The following is a 17671-nucleotide window of genomic DNA, read 5'->3' as shown; positions in this document are numbered from 1 at the left end:
AAAAGAGAAATGCCGCATTTGCAATTTTTTCATTGCACACTGTCTTGAATGTATATATAACAGTTCCAAACCAATGTCTCGGGATTATGCGCATCTGGCCCGGGTCGAAATTTTTTTCTCGCTTTCCCTTTGATAAGGAGGACGAAGTGGACCAAAACCTCGCACGAACGTATGACTATGAAGTGATCAAAAAGTTCAGTATCGCGGCTGTTATTTATGCAGTCGTGGGATTCCTGGTCGGGGTCATCCTCGCCCTTGAACTGACCTTTCCCGGCCTCAACGCAGACATCCCCTACATCACCTTTGGAAGACTCAGACCGCTTCACACATCCGCAGTAATTTTCGCCTTTGGTGGATCCGTGCTGTTCGCCACCAGCTATTACGTGGTGCAACGCACCTGCAAAGCACGACTCTTTTCGGATTTTCTCTCCAATCTCACCTTCTGGGGCTGGAATCTGGTGGTCGTGCTGGTGGTGATCACCTATCCTTTGGGGATCACCCAGGGCAAAGAGTACGCCGAACCCATCTGGCCCATCGACCTGCTGATCACGGTGGTCTGGGTGGCCTATTTCATCAATTTTGTGGGAACCCTGGCGAAACGCAAAGAGCCTCACATCTATGTGGCCAACTGGTTTTATCTGGCCTTCATCATCACGGTGGCCATGCTGCACATCGTGAACAATCTGGCGGTTCCGGTGAGCCTGACCGATTCATATCCCGTATTCGCCGGTGTGCAGGATGCCATGATTCAATGGTGGTACGGCCACAACGCCGTGGGCTTCTTCCTGACGGCGGCCTTCCTCGGGCTGATGTATTATTTCGTCCCGAAACAGGCGGAACGCCCGGTTTACTCCTATCGTCTCTCCATCGTCCATTTCTGGGCGTTGAGCTTCATGTACATCTGGGCTGGTCCCCATCATCTGCACTACACCGCCCTGCCGGATTGGGCCAGCACCCTGGGCGCCACCTTCTCCATCATGCTGCTGCTCCCCTCCTGGGGTGGCATGATCAACGGCATCATGACCCTCTCCGGCGCTTGGCATAAACTGCGTACCGATCCGATCCTGCGTTTCTTCATCGTCTCGTTGTCGTTTTACGGCATGTCCACCTTTGAAGGGCCGATGATGTCCATCAAGTCGGTCAACGCCCTGTCCCACTACACCGACTGGACCATCGGACACGTCCACTCCGGCGCGTTGGGCTGGGTGGCCATGGTCTCCTTCGGCGCCTTGTACCACATGATGCCCAGACTCTGGGGCGTAACCCTCTATTCCACCCGTCTGGTCAATCTTCACTTCTGGCTCGCCACCATCGGCGTGGTGATCTATATCGTCGCCATGTGGATCTCCGGCATCATGCAAGGGTTGATGTGGCGTGCTTATGACACCTTCGGCAACCTGAACTACTCCTTCGCCGAAACCGTCGCGGCCATGCATCCGTATTACCTGATCCGCTCGATTGGCGGAATCGTGTTCCTGGTCGGGGCCTTGGTGATGGTCTACAACTTGGTGATGACCGTGCGCGGTGGCGCCAAACAAACCCCGGCCACGGCCGCTTGACAGGGAGGATTCCGATGCAACACTCCACCATCGAAAAAAGCATTCCCCTCATGTCGATCCTGACGCTGGTGCTGGTCGCCATCGGCGGTATCGTGGAGATCGTGCCACTCTTTTACATCAAGAGTACCATCGAAAAGGTCGAGGGCATGCGCCCCTACACCCCTCTGGAACTCAAAGGCCGGGACATCTACATCCGCGAAGGGTGCTACAACTGCCATTCGCAGATGATCCGTCCGTTCCGCGACGAAACCGAACGCTATGGGCACTACTCCCTGGCCGCGGAAAGCATGTATGACCATCCCTTCCAATGGGGCTCCAAACGGACCGGTCCGGACTTGGCCCGGATTGGCGGCAAGTATTCCAACGAATGGCACAAAGCCCACATGCAAAAACCTCAGCACGTGGTGCCGGAATCGGTCATGCCCGCCTATCCCTGGTTGCAGCAAAACACCCTGAAAACCGATGACATCGAAAAACGCATGCAAGTTCTCTCCATGGTGGGAGTCCCCTATTCCGCCGAACAGATCGCCAACGCCAAACAGGATCTGGCCGCGCAAGCCTCTGGATCCGCCGACGCCGCCGGTCTGAACAAACGGTATGGCAACAAGGTTCCCAAAGCCGATTTCGATGGTCAGCCCGATAAAATCACCGAACTGGATGCCCTGGTCGCCTATCTGCAAATGCTGGGCACGCTGGTGGATTTTTCCGGTCAACAGGCGAAAGCCCGCTGAACTGAAAGGAGACTTCAATGGCGGACAAGAAAGAAGTGGAAACCACTGGTCACCAATGGGATGACGACGAAGGCTTCCCGTTGAAGGAATACAACAACCCCTTGCCGAAATGGTGGCTTTACACCTTCTGGGCCACGATCGTCTGGGCCTTCGGCTACTGGGTGCTTTATCCGACTTGGCCCCTGGCGGATGGCTTTACCAAGGGAACCCTGGGCTGGTCCATGCACGGGGAATACAACAAAGAAATGGACGCCGCCCGCGCCCATCAAAAGCCGTTCAACGACAAACTGGAAAAGCTCTCCTTGAAGGAGATCAGCCAGGACAATCAACTGCTGCAATACGCCATTTCCGGTGGCAAGGCGCTCTTTGGCGACAACTGCGCGCCCTGTCACGGCAGCGGCGGCGTTGGCGTCAAGGCGGGAGGCTTCCCCACTCTGGCGGATGACGACTGGCTGTTCGGCGGCGATCTGGAAACCATTCACGAGACCATCTCCAATGGCCGCGTGGGACAGATGCCGGCACATCTGAAATCCGCCGGAGGCAACTTCTCGGAGGCCCAGGTCAATGACCTGACCGCCTATGTGTTGTCCCTGTCGGGCAAAAACCAGGATGCGACCGCCGCCGTCCGTGGCGACGCCCTGTTCCACGGGGAAGCCGCCTGCAACGCCTGCCACGGGGACAAGGGTAAAGGCTCCCTCAAGGATACCGTGAACGGCCAACCGCCGCCCCCGGTCGGCGCCCCCAATCTGTCGGATGCGATCTGGCTGTATGGCGGAGACCCCGCCGTGGTGCGTCAATCCATCGCCATGGGTCGCAGCGGCCTCATGCCCGCCTGGGCCAAAGGCTCCAAGGACACGGGTCGGCAACTGGATCCGTTGGCCATCAAGCAGTTGACCATTTACGTCCACAGTCTGGGCGGCGGTCAATAATCAAAGTCGTGAGACGGTCAGCCGACCAAAGACACGCCCAGGCTTTCAGGTGCGGGTCAGAGAACGCAGGCGGGGAGAATCGAGAAGACTCACCCGCCTGCCTTGCACCCGCACCAACCCCTGCTCCCGAAAACTGCGCAAGGTGCGGCTGACCGTCTCGATGGATAATCCCAGATAATTGGCGATATCATTCTGCAACATGGGCAAACGGAACTCCCCACTCCCAAATCCGTGCCGTTCGTAGCGCTCCCCCAGATTAAGCAAAAACATCCCCAACCGCTCCTCGGCGCTCCGTCTGCCAACCAGCAACGCCTGATGCTGATCGTGCCGCACCTGCTCCACCAGTACCTGAATCAACTGCTCTTGAAACAGGGACACGCTGGCTCCCAGTTGTTCCAGCCGATTGAACGGCAACAGACACACCAGACCAGCCTCCAGGGCCGTGGCCTGATAACCGTAAACCCCGATCCGAATGGCATCCAATCCAAGCAACTCTCCTGGCAAATAAAATCCGGAGATCTGTCCTTCCGGATCATCCGCCATCGTATGACTCTTGAAACTGCCTTTCTTGACCGCATAAATACCATGAAAGGTCTGACCGGTTTCAAACAGTCGATCCCCTTTGGCAATCTCACGATGGCGGGACAAAAAATAAGGGGAAGAATCCAGCCCCATTTGTTCCAACAGACGCAAAAAACCATACAATTTGCAATGCTCGCAGGCGACCTCAAACGGATCGGGACAACCGGTTTCTGCAACTTCCATAGGATTTTCCCAGACAGATTCCAAAGAGATTATCGCAAGATTGTCATCTTTCATGCGATATACGAATACACAATAATAGAGACTTTTCGGATCCTATTCCAGAGAAAGCCTGCCAGTCCAATTCAAAATATATTTCGTATAAAATATAAATTAGTAATCATTAACGTATATTTTTAATGACAATTCACCTCCAGATCTCACAGCCACATAATTTTGACAATTGTCAAAATTTGAATTGACTCTAACATCCATCAATGATACTTTCTGTGACCAAAAATTTGGGGATTAGTTCCATCGGGCGCCCTTAAACAAGGGACCCTGTATCGATTCATTAATGAAACTAAGGAGAATAGCAAGATGGCGAATTCCGCATCCGGTCATGCCCATGCGCATGCCCACCACTGGGAAACCAGCGTAGCACCATTGTTGATTGTGTTGGGCGTTTTATTCCTGGTTGTTTTCGGTTTCATTTCCTGGTTCAGCTACAACAACATTTTATACACCCAAATCTGTGCCGGACTCGGCGTGCCGCTGTTGCTGGCCGGAATCGCCAAATGGACCGCCGAAGCCTTGACCCAGGAACCGGTCATGGAAGGCCTGACCCCGATCGCCCTGCCGATCTTCATCGTTTCCGAAGTCTTCATCTTCCTGGGCTTGTTCATCTCCTATTGGACCATGCGTCTTTCCGCAGGCCCGAACTGGCCCCCGGCTGGCACCCCCACGGAAATGAATCTGGTGCTGCCCATCATCATGACCGTCATTCTGGTGGCCTCCAGCCTCACCTATCATGTGGCTGAAGAAAAGATGAGCCACAACGATATCGGTGGCTTCCGTTTGTGGGTGTTCATCTCCATCGTTCTGGGCGGCATCTTTCTCGCCTGTACCGTTTACGAGTACAGCCATCTCTTCCACCTGAACTTCAAGCCGTCCACCAACGCCTACAGCACGGCCTTTTATTCCATCACCGGTTTTCATGCTTCCCATGTGGTGGTGGGTCTCGGCTCGTTCCTGACAGTACTCATCGCCGCCCTGGCAGGCCGCACCAACAAGTATCTGACCTTCTGCGTGGGCCTGTACTGGCACTTCGTGGACGTGGTCTGGTTCTTCGTGGTCTCCCAGATCTATTATTGGTAATAGAAAATACAACGGAAACTCTCCCGGATTGCGCCCAGCCATCAAAAACGGGCGCAATCCAGGCCTTTTCCGACCCAGTACCAGTCTTTAGGAATCAAGCGGGCGATCATGGGCAAGCGGTGGATGTCGTGGCTTACAGCCATAGTGTTCTGGGCAGTGATGACCAACGGGGCCTGGGCCTTTTCCAAACCCACGGAAAACTCCGACATCGACCCTGCCATCTTCCGCATTGATGAACAAAAATTCCTCGGGGTCAAATTCGGCAAAGAAGTGACCCTGCTGGATGAGAAAGGGGCGCCACTGAAATTCGAGGATCTCCCCGATCTGCCGTTCGTGTTGGTTCCGGCTTACTACACCTGTGATGGTGCCTGTTTCAATGTCGGAATCGCATTAAAAGAGTTGTTGAAGGATGTCAAGGCGCTCAAGGCGGGAAAAGGATTCAATGTGGTCTTTGTCTCTTTTGACAAAAACGACACTGCGGACAGCCTGAGCAAATTCACCAAACAGTTGGATCTGCCCGATGATCCCATCCGGGACTGGCGTTTCACCCGGTTCGAGAATCCGGAAATCATCCAACAAGAGATGGGCAAAGTGGGGTACAAGTTTTTCTGGTCCCCCCGTGACAAAACGTTTTTCCACCCTACCATCGTGCTGATTCTGAATGCGGAAGGCCGGGTGGCCCGTTACCTTAATGTTTTGAACGTCACCCCAAAGGACATCGAACTGGCGTTGCTGGAGGCCAAATCCAATCAGTTCCATCCGTCGGAAACGATTGATTACTTGGTAAGCCTCTGTTACAGCTATAACTTCAAGGAAGGTCGTTACACCTTGAGCATTCCGGTCTTTGTAGGATTGGGATCTTTCCTTCTGGGCATCGGCCTATTGGTGGGATCTTTGGGGATCTATCGGATTTATCATCGCAAGCACATCAATAAATGAGGAGAATATTCATGAAACGGGCAGTTTCCGCGATGGTCCTGATGGGCCTCGGACTACACGCCGCGATGGCCGGGGCGGGTGAGAAGGTGGCGATGCCGGATCCAACGGCCAGTTGGAATCATCTTTGGTATCACGTGTTGCTCGACCTGTTGATCATCGGCATCATTTTCTTGTCAGCGGGTTTGTACTGGGTCTGGAAATATCGCGCCACCCGTCCCAATCAGATCGGAGAAGGTCCGAAACTGAGCAAAATCGGTGCGATCAGCTTCGCCGTTGTGCCGGCGTTTCTCTTCATGGCCGACGACTTCTATCTGGCGGCCAAAGGTTGGACCGTCTGGAACGAATACCGCAACGTTCCCCGCAATGCCATGGAAGTCAAAGTCACCGGCAGCATGTGGAACTGGGCTTTTGAATACGACAACGGTGTCAGCACCTCCTTCATGCCCGACTCCAAGGAAGGCGAAGGCTTGGTGGTTCCGGTCGGCAAGCCCGTGGTGCTGCGCATGACCTCCACCGACGTGGTTCACTCCTTCTTCCTGCCCGACTATCGGGTCAAGGAAGACCTGATGCCCGGTCGTGTGACCTACTTGTGGTTCCAGCCCACCAAAGAGGGCGAAACCATCGCCACCTGTGCCGAATATTGCGGCAACCGCCACTCCTTCATGTGGACCAAGGTCAAGGTGGTTCCCCAGGCCGAGTTCGACACCTGGGTCGCGAAACAAAAACAGGGCGCCGGTGCCTGAAATCGGTCGCACGGTTGGCCTATAACAGATCTTTGGAAGGAAAAAGGGGATAGGATCGTATGAGCACCGCATCGTCTGGCTTCAAATTAAGTGAATGGATATTCTCAACCGATCACAAACGCATTGGCATCCTCTATCTCATCGGATCCATTGCGGCCTTCGCCGTGGCCGGCATCATGGCACTGCTGATCCGCATCGAGCAGTCCGCACCCGGACCCACCATCGTCTCCGATGTCTATACCGGTGGTGATCAATACAATGTCTGGCTCTATTTTCATGGCGCGGCCATGATTCTGGGCTTCCTCATTCCCGGTCTCACCGGGTTTGCGGCCAACTATCTGCTGCCCCTGATGATCGGCGCCAAGGATGTGGCCTTCCCCCGCATCAACGCCCTGTCGGTGTGGCTCTTCTGGGCCGGCATCGTGGTGGCCCTGTTGACCTTCGTCGTGCCGGACAAACCGGACGTGATGTGGACCGGGTATCCCCCCTACTCCGTCACCACGGCGGGCAACACCTCCTTGTACGTCTTCACCGTTCACCTGATGGGTTTCTCCTCCATCCTGGCGGCGGTCAACTTCCTGGTCACCATCATCTACATGCGCGCCCCGGGCATGGGTTGGAACCAGCTCAACATGTTCGTCTGGTCCTGCTTCACCGCTCTGCTCATCCAGTTGATCTTCGTGCCGGTGCTGGCCTCCGCGGTCACCCTGCTGCTGTTTGACCGCTATCTGGGTACCCACTTCTTCGATCCGGCCAACGGCGGCGACGTGCTGCTGTATCAAAACCTCTTCTGGTTCTACTCCCATCCGGCGGTCTACGTGATCTTCCTGCCGGCCATGGGCATCTTCTACGAAATCTTCGCCACCATGGCCAAAAACCCCATCTTCAACTACAAGGCGGCGGTCTACGGCGGCATGTGTCTGCTGGTGGCCATCTCCGGCGAAGTGTGGATCCATCACCTCTACTACTCCGGCATGCCCGACTGGCTGCGCCTGGGTCAGATGGTCACCACCCTGCTGATTTCGGTTCCCGTGGGCCTGATGACCATCTCCTTGTTCGGTACCTTGTACAAGGGCGCCATCACCTTCAACATCCCCATGTACTATGGCACCGCAGCCCTCTATCTGCTGCTGATCGGTGGTCTGACCGGCATCCCCCTGGCCCTGACCGCCATGTCCGTGCATCTCGGCGAAACCTCCTTCACCCATGCCCACTTCCACTTCATCATGGGCATCTTCGCCACCTTCTCCGTGTTTGCCGCCGTTGACTTCTGGTTCCCGAAGATCTCCGGTCGCATGCTCAATGTCAAACAAGGCAAGATCGGCTTCTGGTTCAACTTCATCGGCGTCAACATCACCTTCTGGCCCCTGTTCATCATCGGTGTCGAAGGCATGCCCCGGCGGTATTGGGACTACTCCCAATTCCCGGCCCATTTCGCCGGCTACCACAAAGTGGCCACCATCGGCGCCTTCATCGTGGCCATCGGCATGGTGCTGACCATCAGCAACTGGATCATCAGCGCCATCAAAGGTGAAAAAGCCACGGACAATCCGTGGGGATCCAACTCTCTGGAGTGGACCCACACCGCCACACCTCCGGGCCCGGGCAACTTCCCGAAACCGGTGACCGTGGACGCCAACTGGACGCCCTACACCTACAAATAATGATGGACCTTACCGGGGAGGCTTCTCCAAGCCTCCCCGGCTCCCCGAAACAAAACGTCACCACACGCACCCACGAGTCAAACCAATATGGAACCCAGACCCATCACCCCGGAACTGCGCAAACGGATGAACCGGGCAGGCATTTTCTTTTTTATTCTTGCTTTGATTCTGATCGGCTTTTTGACCCAAAACTTTGTCAAGCAGTATGATCCGGCCAACCGTTCGCAAAAAGATCTGGAAGCCGCTGCCGCCAAAGCCGCTGCCAAAGCCGCCCAACACGCTCCCCAAAAAACGCCCTGATCCACCCGTTCATCCCTATCACACGCGACCGCAAGGCGAATCCGGCCATGTCCCTGACCTGGACTCAATATATTGAACTGTGCAAGCCCAAAATCGGCTTGATGATCGCCCTGACCGCTGTGGTGTCCCATATGGCCGTGGCCGAACAGTATCGGGCTTCGGCGATTCTGGCCTTGGCTGTGGCCATGATGTTCGGTTCTGCCGGTTCCGCCGTGGTCAACCACTTCTGGGACCGGGACATCGACCGCCGCATGCCCCGCACCGCCCATCGCCCCCTGGCCGCCGACGAGTCCAACCAAAACCCCGCCCGCATTTTATGGCTGGCGCTCTTTTTTACCATCGCCGGTGTCAGCCTGTTGATGTGGTTCTTCAATCCGGTGGCCGCGCTCCATCTGGCATTGGGCACCTTTCTGTATGGGGTGGTCTACACCATCTGGCTGAAAAGACGAACCTGGCTCAACATCGTCATCGGTGGATCGGCGGGAAGCTTCGCGGTGTTGGCCGGCGCCACCTCGGTCCACCCGGAACTTTATACCCTGCCCATCCTCATGGCTCTGGTGCTGTTTCTCTGGACCCCGTCCCACTTCTGGAGTCTGGCCATCTATCTCAAGGAAGAGTATCGCCTGGTGGGTGTGCCCATGCTGCCGGTGGTGGTGGGAGAGGCCAAAACCGCGCAGGTGATCCTCGCCAACACCCTGCTGATGGTGGGAATCTCCCTGCTGCCCTGGTTCATGCATGAGTTGGGAGCAATCTACGCGGTGGGAGCTGTCCTGTTCGGCATCGACTTTTTAAGACTCAATCACGCCCTGCTCAAGGATCCCCACAACCGTCCCCTCGCCTGGAAAAACTTCATGGCTTCCATGCGCTATCTGGGGGGATTGTTCATCTCCATCCTGGCGGACAAGAACTGGCCTGCGACCGGATTCTGATCCACTGGCCTTGCTCGATTCCGGCGCAAGAACCACCCGACGCACGATCCCCGGCATCAAACCATCCCCGGCGTCACACACAAGGGAGGGACGGATCACGAGGACCAGCGCAAAACGCGCCTGGGCTGCGTGATCCGTCCTCCATGTGCCTATCCTGTTCCCTATGATTCCTGGCTTATGGACAATTCGAAGTCAATCAACGCAAGGCGTGTTTTTTCATGCGGTACAGCAGGGTATCACGACTGACATTGAGGAGTTTGGCCGCATGGGTGCGGTTGCCCTGGGTACGGGCCAAGGCGGCACGGATCATGTCACGTTCCAGGATGTCGAGGCTGATGCCGCCATTAGGAAGGGCCATGGCGCCCTGCATACCACCGGTCTCCGGAAAGGGGATTTCCGGATGTGGCATCGGCATGGCCTGAGGTATCAATTGCCCCTGGACAAAAGTTTCATCCAGGTTCTGACCGGCGTGAAAAATCACCGCCCGCTCACACAGATTGCGCAATTCCCGGATGTTGCCCGGCCAGGAATAATGACGCAACATCTCCTGGGCCGAACGGGAAAAAGCAGGCACAGCCACACCGTGCTGACCAGCAAAATGGCTCAAGAACGCCTGGGTCAACAACGCCACATCCTGACTGCGCTCCCGCAAAGGAGGCAATACCAACGGCACCACCTGCAATCGATAAAACAGATCCTGACGAAACCGCTGGGCAGCCACCAACGCCACCAGATCCCGATTGGTCGCAGCCACGACACGCACATCCACCTTGCGGGGCTGCTCCTGTCCCAGGGGCTGACATTCGCCATTTTCCAGAAACCGTAACATCTTGGCCTGGATGGAAAGCGGCATGTCCCCGATTTCGTCCAAAAAAAGCGTACCACCGTGAGCCGCCGCGATACGTCCGGCCCGTTCGCTCAAAGCACCGGTGAACGCACCCTTGGCATGGCCAAACAGTTCACTTTCCACCAATGACTCGGAGAGGGCCGCGCAGTTGACCGGTATGAACGGTCCTTTGCAGCGGGGACTGCAATCGTGGATCGCCCGGGCCAACAGCTCCTTGCCCACGCCGGACTCGCCCTGGATCAAGACCGTGGCTCCGGTGACCGCCACCAAGCGTGACGCACGCAATATGGCCGCGAAAGCGGGAGCATTGCCCATCATGGCGGGTTGCGAAGCTGGATTCATGGCGGAATCAGACAGTTGACAATGTGATTGATTTCATGCAAGCGGGAATTATGCACATTCAAGCCCAACAAAAACAAGTTGAAAATGCCGATTCCCAGCAGGATCAAAGCGGTGATCCGGCCAAAGCGGGAAAGCCCTCCGAAACGCACCAGGGTTCCGGCCAGCCAGCCGGCAGAAACCATGACCGGCAAGGTTCCCAGACCGAACAGCACCATGACCGCCGCACCCGACAAAGCCGAACAGGAACCACTGCTCCACAACAAGGCCCCATAGACCAACGAACAGGGAAACCAACCCCACACCACCCCGAACAAAAACGCCTGACCCAGGGTGCGTGGCGTCATGAAACGTCTCGCGAGGGGTTCCAGTCCTCGCCACAGATGGTTCCCCAGACGTTCGATGCGGTGCATTTCGGGAAACCGACCGATCAGAAACAAACCGTTGCCCACCAGGATCAAGGCGGCGAATCCTTGCAACAGGGTGTGACCGTAATCCGGGGACAAGGTTTCAAACACGGTACGACCGAAGCTCGCCACCAATCCCCCGGCGATGGCGTAACTGACCAACCGTCCCAGGTTGGCCGCCAGCAAAAAAGGCCAGATGGGACGCCGCACTGCTCCCATGCCGGAGGTCAGATGAAACGAAATCGCCCCGACGATCCCGCCGCACATGCCCAGACAGTGCAGCAGGCTGGACAACGCCAGCAGCAAAGGAATCAAAACCGAAAAGTGATCCACGTGACCGTTGAAAAATCCCAAGCGCAAAAGACGCTAGGATTTTTTCCCGGAATCATCTTTGGCCCGATTGCTCCACAACCAATAGATCCCCAGACCGGTCAACGTGACGTTGATCACAATCCCCACAATCCAGAACGTACTCATACCCTGCTCCCGAGTCGAAGTGCCACCATGATGCCGGGCAACGGTCTATTCTTACCTGGATTTTCCCCCCTGGGCAACTTCAAAATTCCCTACGGACGCAAGGTGGTGAACGCGATCTTGCGTATGCCCTGTCCCTGCACCAAAGCGAGCAGTTGCGCCACCTGCTGATAGGGGGTCGCCCCATCACCATCGATGCGCAACAGCAGTTCCGGATCCCGCTGAACCGCCTCTTGCAGACGTTGGGCCAGCACGGTGGCATCCACGGGTTCATCGTTGAGCCGGGTGGAACCGTCGGCATGCAGAATCACGGTCAACGGGGTTTGGGAGAGGGTGGGATCCCCGGAGGCCTTGGGCAAATTCACTTTCAGGGAATTGGCCATGGCCGGGGCGAGAATGATGAAAATCACCAGCAATACCAGCATCACATCCACCAATGGGGTGACATTGATCTCGGCCAGGGGCCGATCCTCCCCCCCATCCGGGTCAACCATCCATCCGGCCATGGGAACCTCCCGGCCCGATAGACACCAAACGCAACAGATTGCCTTCCGCCAGGGTCATCACCCGCCGCAGGCGCCGCACCAGCAGATTGTATCCCACCGCCGCGGGAATGGCGGCAAACAATCCGGCTGCGGTCGCCACCAACGCCTCGGCCACCGGTCCCGCCACCAGATCCAACGACAAGGCCGCCCCGTGACCCAATCCGGCCAACGCATGCATGATTCCCCAGACCGTGCCCAGCAGTCCGATGAACGGGGTCGAAACCCCAATGGAAGCCAAAAAGGTCAACCCGCTCTCCAGTTCCACCCGCTTCTCCCGCACCGCCTGGGCCAACCGGGCCTCTTGCAAAACAATGCTCCTCCCGACCGGGACCGCCATACCCGGACCCAACAGCAGCGCCACCGGTTCCACCCGCTCCCCCTGATCCAAAGCGGTGCGCACCCGCCGTTCCTGTCTGAGCCATCCCTGAAACCGTCCCCACTTGTGCAAGATGATGGTCCATCCGGTAATGGACAAAAGGATCAACACCACAAAAATCCCCTTGACCACCCCGTCGGCATGGACCCACCAAGCCATCCAGGATACCGAATCGTTCATGTCATTCCTCTCTCTTTTCCGATCCAACAACCGCCTATTCGGCCTGCAAGGCAAAACGAATCGGCACACTCACGGTCGCCGCGACCAGTAGGCCGTTGCGTCGCGCCGGTATGAAACGCCAACGGCGGACCGCTTCCGTGGCCGCCTGATCCAACGACTCGAAGCCGGAACTTTTCCGAACCCCCACGCCCGCCACCCCCCCTGCGGCGGTCACCTCCACCGTGAGTAGCACGGTTCCCTCCTGCCCCAGACGCCGAGCCGAACGGGGATAGTCGGGTTTGGGATTGGCGGCCATGGCCGCCTTCACATCCGGGAGTCGATCTTCCGCCACCGTCCGGGACAGACCATCAGACCCGGCCAAGGCCGGATTCCCCATCCGGGGGACCGTCGGCGGCACGGACGCGGCAGGCTGGGATGCGGCAACCGGGGCCACATCCACCGCGGGAGACGGAGCCGGGACCGCATCCACCGCCGGAACCGGAGTGGAAGCCGACGCCTTGGCCACCGTACGCACCACGGGTCGATCCCTGGGCCTGGACGGCTTCCGGCTCACCTCTGGGGGACGCACCGGCGGGGAGGAGACCTCAGGTTGGAGCGGTGTCTCCACGGGTTGGGGCGGTGTCTCCACAGGTTTGGGAGGCGGCACTTCGGGTTGGGACGGCGACGCGCCGGCTACCGAAGTCGGACCGGGAGCAACCGTCGCCACTGCATCCGACGCGGGAACCACCTCGAAGGGAATCGCAATCGGCTCGGGCCGGACCACAAACGGGGGTGACATCCAAAACCCACCCGCCACCATCCCATGGACCAACACCGAAAGGCCAAACGACCGCCATGCCCGGCTGCTGCCCTGTACAACCTCCCCCGTGACGCTGGATGAAAACATGGGCATGGCGGAAACATCAATCGGGCAGGAGCGGACAATGAATGCTGACCAAAGAGAGATTCTAGATGATCTTCAATACAGGGTCAACCTCAACCCCTGCACGACCAACACAGTGCCTACTCCTGAATATAAACTTCCAATTGTGTGATTTGACACACCAATATCGTCATAACACACAGACAATAAAAAATATTCACAAAACTGGATCACCAACACCATGATTTACAACAAAACAGTAAAACGGTCCATCCTTTGCAGAACATCATTGCTTGGTTCAAAATAATACAAACGAAAATCGAAACCGGGAGGCCTGAAATGGGAGTTTCAAATCGTCCAAAGATACTGTTACAATTATTATCCGGCGGGGGATTGGTTTGTATGGCCATCACCGGTCATGCACAACAGAACCAATCCGGAAATACCATGGACATTCTGGACGAGGTGGTGGTCACCGCCCCCCAAAGTGATGAACCCCTGACCGTACGCACCAATCCCAAAAGTCCCCGCCAGCCGATTCCCGCCCATGACGGCTCGGAATATCTCAAAAGCATCCCCGGTTTTTCCCAAATCCGCAAAGGCGGCACCGACGGAGATCCGGTGTTGCGGGGCATGTCCGGCTCCCGTCTGAACATTCTGCTGGACGGTCAACAAATCTACGGCGGATGCGGCAATCGCATGGATCCCCCCACCGCCTACGTGTTTCCGGAAAGCTACGATCAGGTCAGCGTGATCAAAGGCCCCCAGTCAGTCTTGAATGGCGCGGGCAGTTCGGCAGGAGCCGTCCTGTTTGAACACAAGGAGAGTACCTTCCAGAAACCGGGGTGGTCCGGGCATGGAGGTCTGACCGTCGGCAGCGCGGGTCGCAACGATCAGGTGGGCAACGCCCGTGTCGGCAATTCCACCGGCTATCTGGCAGTGGGGGCGACCCGAACCGAATCCGGCAACTACCAGGATGGCGCCGGCAAAACCATCCATTCGGACTACACCCGCTGGAGTGGCAACGGGTCCTTGGGATGGACACCGAACCAGAATACCCTGCTGGAGTTCTCCACCACCCACAGCGATGGAGAGGCGGCCTACGCGGACCGATCCATGGATGGCAGCCAGTTTGAACGGGACCATTACGCCCTCAAACTGGTACGCAAGAACATCACCCCGTTGATCCAGAAAGTGGATGCCCAGATCTATTACAACTACGTGGACCACGTGATGGACAACTACACCCTGCGCTCCGTCACCGGAATGCAGATGGCCAGCAATCCGGACCGGGAAACCACTGGCGCCCACCTGAAAACCACCCTGGCCGTGACTGACAAGACCAATCTGGTCCTCGGAGTCGATGGCAAACAGGATATCCATACCGCACGCAGCGGCAGTGGCGCCACAGCGGCCATCGCGCAAGCCGCGCTGCTGGCCGCACCCCGCATCCAGGATATGGAGTTCAGCCAGTACGGCATCTTTGCAGAGATGAATCATCAACTCTCCAAAGATGCCACGCTGCTGGCCGGGACACGTCTGGACAGTCATCGGGGGGAAGACAGTCGCAACTGCCTGAGCAGCGCTGGTGGCGTCTGTCAACAAACGGCGGGCAACAACACGCAAGGAGCGGTGGACCGGGAAACCCTGCCCAGCGGCTTCATCCGCTACGAACATGCGTTGTCCGGTGATCAAGGGGTTTGGTATGCGGGGTTGGGACATGCCGAACGCACCGCCGACTATTGGGAACGCAACAAATTCTCATCCACCACCACGGCCCTCGCCACCGGCACCAGCGCCTTTCTCACCACAGATCCGGAAAAAACCACCCAGTTGGACCTGGGATTGAATTGGCATCAGGGGCCATGGCAAGGATCGTTATCCGGATTCTACGCCAAAATCGACGACTATATCCTGATTCGCTGGTCTCCCGCCCCCACCCTGACCCGCAACGTGGATGCCACCGTGCTGGGAGGCGAGGCGGATTTGGCCTACAAGATCAACGAGACCATGACCCTGCGCTCCTCCTTGGCCTATGTGCATGGGGACAACGATACCGACAACAAACCCCTGGCCCAACAACCTCCCCTGGAGTTCCGCCTGGCCGCCGACTACGACGACAAGACCTACTCCGCCGGGGTCTTGTGGCGTCTGGCCGCCAGTCAAGATCGCCTCGACATCGGTTCCGGGAATATCGTCTTTGGCGGCGCGGACATCAATGAAAGTGCCGGTTTCGGGGTGCTTTCGATCAATGGGGGATATCGGCTGAACAAAGAGATCAAATGGACTGCCGGCGTTGACAATGTACTCGACAAGGCCTACGCCGAACACCTCTCCAACGACGGCCTCGCCGCCCTGGGCTTTCCCGCCAACACCCGCATCAACGAACCGGGCCGCACCGTATGGGTCAAGCTCAGTTTCGATCTGGATCGTTAAAAAAAACCAAAGGCCGTGGCATGACCGGATCCAGTTCCGCATTCCACGGCCTGCCATCCCCCCTGCCACCGGGCTTGATCACCCCATCAACAAAAATGCCAGGGGGAGCGCCCCTGGCATTTTTGTTTTTCCGGTTTTCAGACCGTCCGAATCAACCAAAAATCAGACCCGGTCGTTGTTGCGCCTCCAGGGCCTTTTGTTCGATCTCACCGATCAGCATTTCGGTCAACTCGTGAGCGACCCCCAGATCCGGAATCCCCTCGATGAGGCAATCACCAATCCGCGCCTGATCGTTGCGACAGACACTGAAACCATTGTCTCCCATCGCGATATGCACATGGTCACGCACACCGTTGCACAGGCCGTAACCTTCCATTTCAAACGAATCGAATCCAGTGTTCATTAGCATCTCTCCTTTTTTAGTAAAGTGCACTCTGAAACGTTTTGGTCGAATGTTTGGCCATCGGTTCCTTCATGCCTTAGGCCCATGGTGAACGCCATGGATTGGCTGGCTCACCTGCTTGGATCATGAATGGACGCTTGTCAACGTTCCGCACCCTGAATGGGCTCTTCCATGATGGGCTGTCTATTGAATTTGACCCCCCTCCTTGCAGGAAAGTTCCAAAAAAAAACGCGACCTGCGGGCCGCGTTTTTTTTGACAATTAAAATCAACGCAATAGCCCTAACTTTTTCCAAACCCCAAAATATCGCCCATATCGAACAATCCGGCATTTCGGGAACCCACCCACACCGCCGCCCGAACCGCGCCCTGGGCGAACGTCATGCGACTGGAAGCGCGATGGGTGATTTCCAACCGTTCCCCCTCGCCGGCGAACAAGGCGGTATGATCCCCCACAATGTCCCCGCCACGAACCGTGGCAAATCCGATGGTGCGACGATCCCGGGCTCCGGTATGGCCTTCACGACCATACACGGCAACATCTTGCAAGTCGCGATCCAATGCGCCCGCGATGGCCTGACCCAATCCCAACGCGGTCCCCGAAGGGGCATCCACCTTATGGCGATGATGGGCCTCGATGATCTCGATATCCACCGTCTCCCCCAGGGCCTTGGCGGCCTCTGCGGCCAATCGAAACATGAGGTTAACCCCCACGCTGAAGTTGGGCGCGAAGACGATGGGGATCCATTCCGAAGCGCGCCGAATCGCCTCCCGGCCTGCGGCATCGAAACCGGTGGTACCAATCACCATGGGGGCTTTCTGCGCCATGGCCCATTCCAGATGGGCAAGAGTTGCCTGGGGACGGGTAAAATCGATCACCACCCGACCCGGTTGAAAGCCCGACGCCCCATCTCCGGAAATCATCACCCCGAGAGGACCAACACCAGCCAATTCCCCGGCCTCTTGACCCACAAAGGGGGAGTCCGGATGTTCGGTGGCGGCCACCAGACGGGCCGAGGGATTGGCCTGGATCGCCTGGATCAACATCCGACCCATGCGTCCACCCGCTCCGACCACAGTGATTTCTGTTTGCTGCGCGCCCATGACGACC

General features: G+C 57.1%; 18 protein-coding genes. 10 read left to right on the top strand and 8 right to left on the bottom strand.

Annotation, left to right across the window (positions count from 1 at the left end):
* The first annotated feature begins 86 nt into the window (after window positions 1-86).
* The 3 genes from ccoN to ccoP are packed head-to-tail and all read left to right on the top strand — an operon-like array spanning window position 87 to window position 3219.
* Entirely contained in the window at window positions 87-1559 is a 1473-nt protein-coding gene (ccoN, locus tag HQL98_11625; GenBank protein MBF0272699.1) for a cytochrome-c oxidase, cbb3-type subunit I, read from the top strand.
* 14 nt (window positions 1560-1573) lie between these two features.
* Window positions 1574-2290, top strand: a complete 717-nt coding sequence (ccoO, locus tag HQL98_11620; protein ID MBF0272698.1) for a cytochrome-c oxidase, cbb3-type subunit II — start codon at window positions 1574-1576, stop codon at window positions 2288-2290.
* A gap of 17 nt (window positions 2291-2307) precedes the next feature.
* Entirely contained in the window at window positions 2308-3219 is a 912-nt protein-coding gene (ccoP, locus tag HQL98_11615) for a cytochrome-c oxidase, cbb3-type subunit III (protein ID MBF0272697.1), read from the top strand.
* A 45-nt stretch (window positions 3220-3264) separates the two neighbouring features.
* On the opposite strand, the gene HQL98_11610 is transcribed toward ccoP, so the two are convergent.
* Entirely contained in the window at window positions 3265-3984 is a 720-nt protein-coding gene (locus tag HQL98_11610; GenBank protein ID MBF0272696.1) for a helix-turn-helix domain-containing protein, read from the bottom strand.
* Between the two features lie 357 nt (window positions 3985-4341).
* On the opposite strand from HQL98_11610, the gene HQL98_11605 reads away from it, so the two are divergent.
* The 6 genes from HQL98_11605 to cyoE all read left to right on the top strand — a co-directional run bounded on the left by HQL98_11605 (window position 4342) and on the right by cyoE (window position 9693).
* On the top strand, window positions 4342-5118 hold the full coding sequence (locus HQL98_11605; GenBank protein ID MBF0272695.1) for a heme-copper oxidase subunit III: 777 nt from the start codon (window positions 4342-4344) through the stop codon (window positions 5116-5118).
* A 123-nt stretch (window positions 5119-5241) separates the two neighbouring features.
* On the top strand, window positions 5242-6057 hold the full coding sequence (locus HQL98_11600; GenBank protein ID MBF0272694.1) for a hypothetical protein: 816 nt from the start codon (window positions 5242-5244) through the stop codon (window positions 6055-6057).
* Between the two features lie 11 nt (window positions 6058-6068).
* Window positions 6069-6800, top strand: coding sequence for a hypothetical protein (locus tag HQL98_11595; GenBank protein MBF0272693.1), 732 nt, complete (start codon window positions 6069-6071; stop codon window positions 6798-6800).
* 59 nt (window positions 6801-6859) lie between these two features.
* Window positions 6860-8464, top strand: a complete 1605-nt coding sequence (locus tag HQL98_11590) for a cbb3-type cytochrome c oxidase subunit I (protein MBF0272692.1) — start codon at window positions 6860-6862, stop codon at window positions 8462-8464.
* Between the two features lie 87 nt (window positions 8465-8551).
* Window positions 8552-8764 (top strand): hypothetical protein, encoded by a 213-nt coding sequence (locus tag HQL98_11585; GenBank protein ID MBF0272691.1) that lies wholly within the window; start codon window positions 8552-8554, stop codon window positions 8762-8764.
* 47 nt (window positions 8765-8811) lie between these two features.
* The gene (cyoE, locus tag HQL98_11580; protein ID MBF0272690.1) at window positions 8812-9693 is read left to right on the top strand and encodes a protoheme IX farnesyltransferase; all 882 of its coding nucleotides are present in this window, start codon (window positions 8812-8814) and stop codon (window positions 9691-9693) included.
* 196 nt (window positions 9694-9889) lie between these two features.
* Here cyoE and HQL98_11575 read toward each other — a convergent pair whose 3' ends face one another.
* From HQL98_11575 to HQL98_11555, 5 genes are all read right to left on the bottom strand, one after another.
* Entirely contained in the window at window positions 9890-10882 is a 993-nt protein-coding gene (locus HQL98_11575) for a sigma-54-dependent Fis family transcriptional regulator (protein ID MBF0272689.1), read from the bottom strand.
* Window positions 10879-11619, bottom strand: a complete 741-nt coding sequence (locus tag HQL98_11570) for a sulfite exporter TauE/SafE family protein (protein ID MBF0272688.1) — start codon at window positions 11617-11619, stop codon at window positions 10879-10881. The genes HQL98_11575 and HQL98_11570 overlap by 4 nt, the downstream gene beginning before the upstream one ends.
* A 233-nt stretch (window positions 11620-11852) precedes the next feature.
* Complete coding sequence (locus HQL98_11565; GenBank protein ID MBF0272687.1) at window positions 11853-12254, bottom strand: biopolymer transporter ExbD; 402 nt, start codon at window positions 12252-12254, stop codon at window positions 11853-11855.
* Complete coding sequence (locus HQL98_11560; protein MBF0272686.1) at window positions 12247-12861, bottom strand: MotA/TolQ/ExbB proton channel family protein; 615 nt, start codon at window positions 12859-12861, stop codon at window positions 12247-12249. Before HQL98_11560 ends, HQL98_11565 begins: the two co-directional genes overlap by 8 nt.
* 34 nt (window positions 12862-12895) lie before the next feature.
* Window positions 12896-13639 (bottom strand): TonB family protein, encoded by a 744-nt coding sequence (locus tag HQL98_11555; GenBank protein MBF0272685.1) that lies wholly within the window; start codon window positions 13637-13639, stop codon window positions 12896-12898.
* Between the two features lie 486 nt (window positions 13640-14125).
* Here HQL98_11555 and HQL98_11550 point away from each other — a divergent pair, with 486 nt between their 5' ends.
* Window positions 14126-16159 carry a TonB-dependent copper receptor gene (locus tag HQL98_11550; GenBank protein MBF0272684.1) on the top strand — a complete coding sequence of 678 codons (2034 nt, stop codon included), beginning with the start codon at window positions 14126-14128 and terminating at the stop codon, window positions 16157-16159.
* 151 nt (window positions 16160-16310) lie between these two features.
* Here HQL98_11550 and HQL98_11545 read toward each other — a convergent pair whose 3' ends face one another.
* Together HQL98_11545 and dapB are read right to left on the bottom strand one after the other, a co-directional pair.
* On the bottom strand, window positions 16311-16562 hold the full coding sequence (locus HQL98_11545; protein ID MBF0272683.1) for a hypothetical protein: 252 nt from the start codon (window positions 16560-16562) through the stop codon (window positions 16311-16313).
* A 280-nt stretch (window positions 16563-16842) separates the two neighbouring features.
* A complete protein-coding gene (dapB, locus tag HQL98_11540) occupies window positions 16843-17664 on the bottom strand; it encodes a 4-hydroxy-tetrahydrodipicolinate reductase (GenBank protein ID MBF0272682.1) in 822 nt (273 codons plus the stop codon).
* Between the last annotated feature and the right edge of the window lie 7 nt (window positions 17665-17671).

This window comes from Magnetococcales bacterium (assembly GCA_015231755.1).
Lineage (GTDB): Bacteria > Pseudomonadota > Magnetococcia > Magnetococcales > Magnetaquicoccaceae > Magnetaquiglobus.
This window is presented reverse-complemented; position numbering and strand designations above follow the sequence as displayed.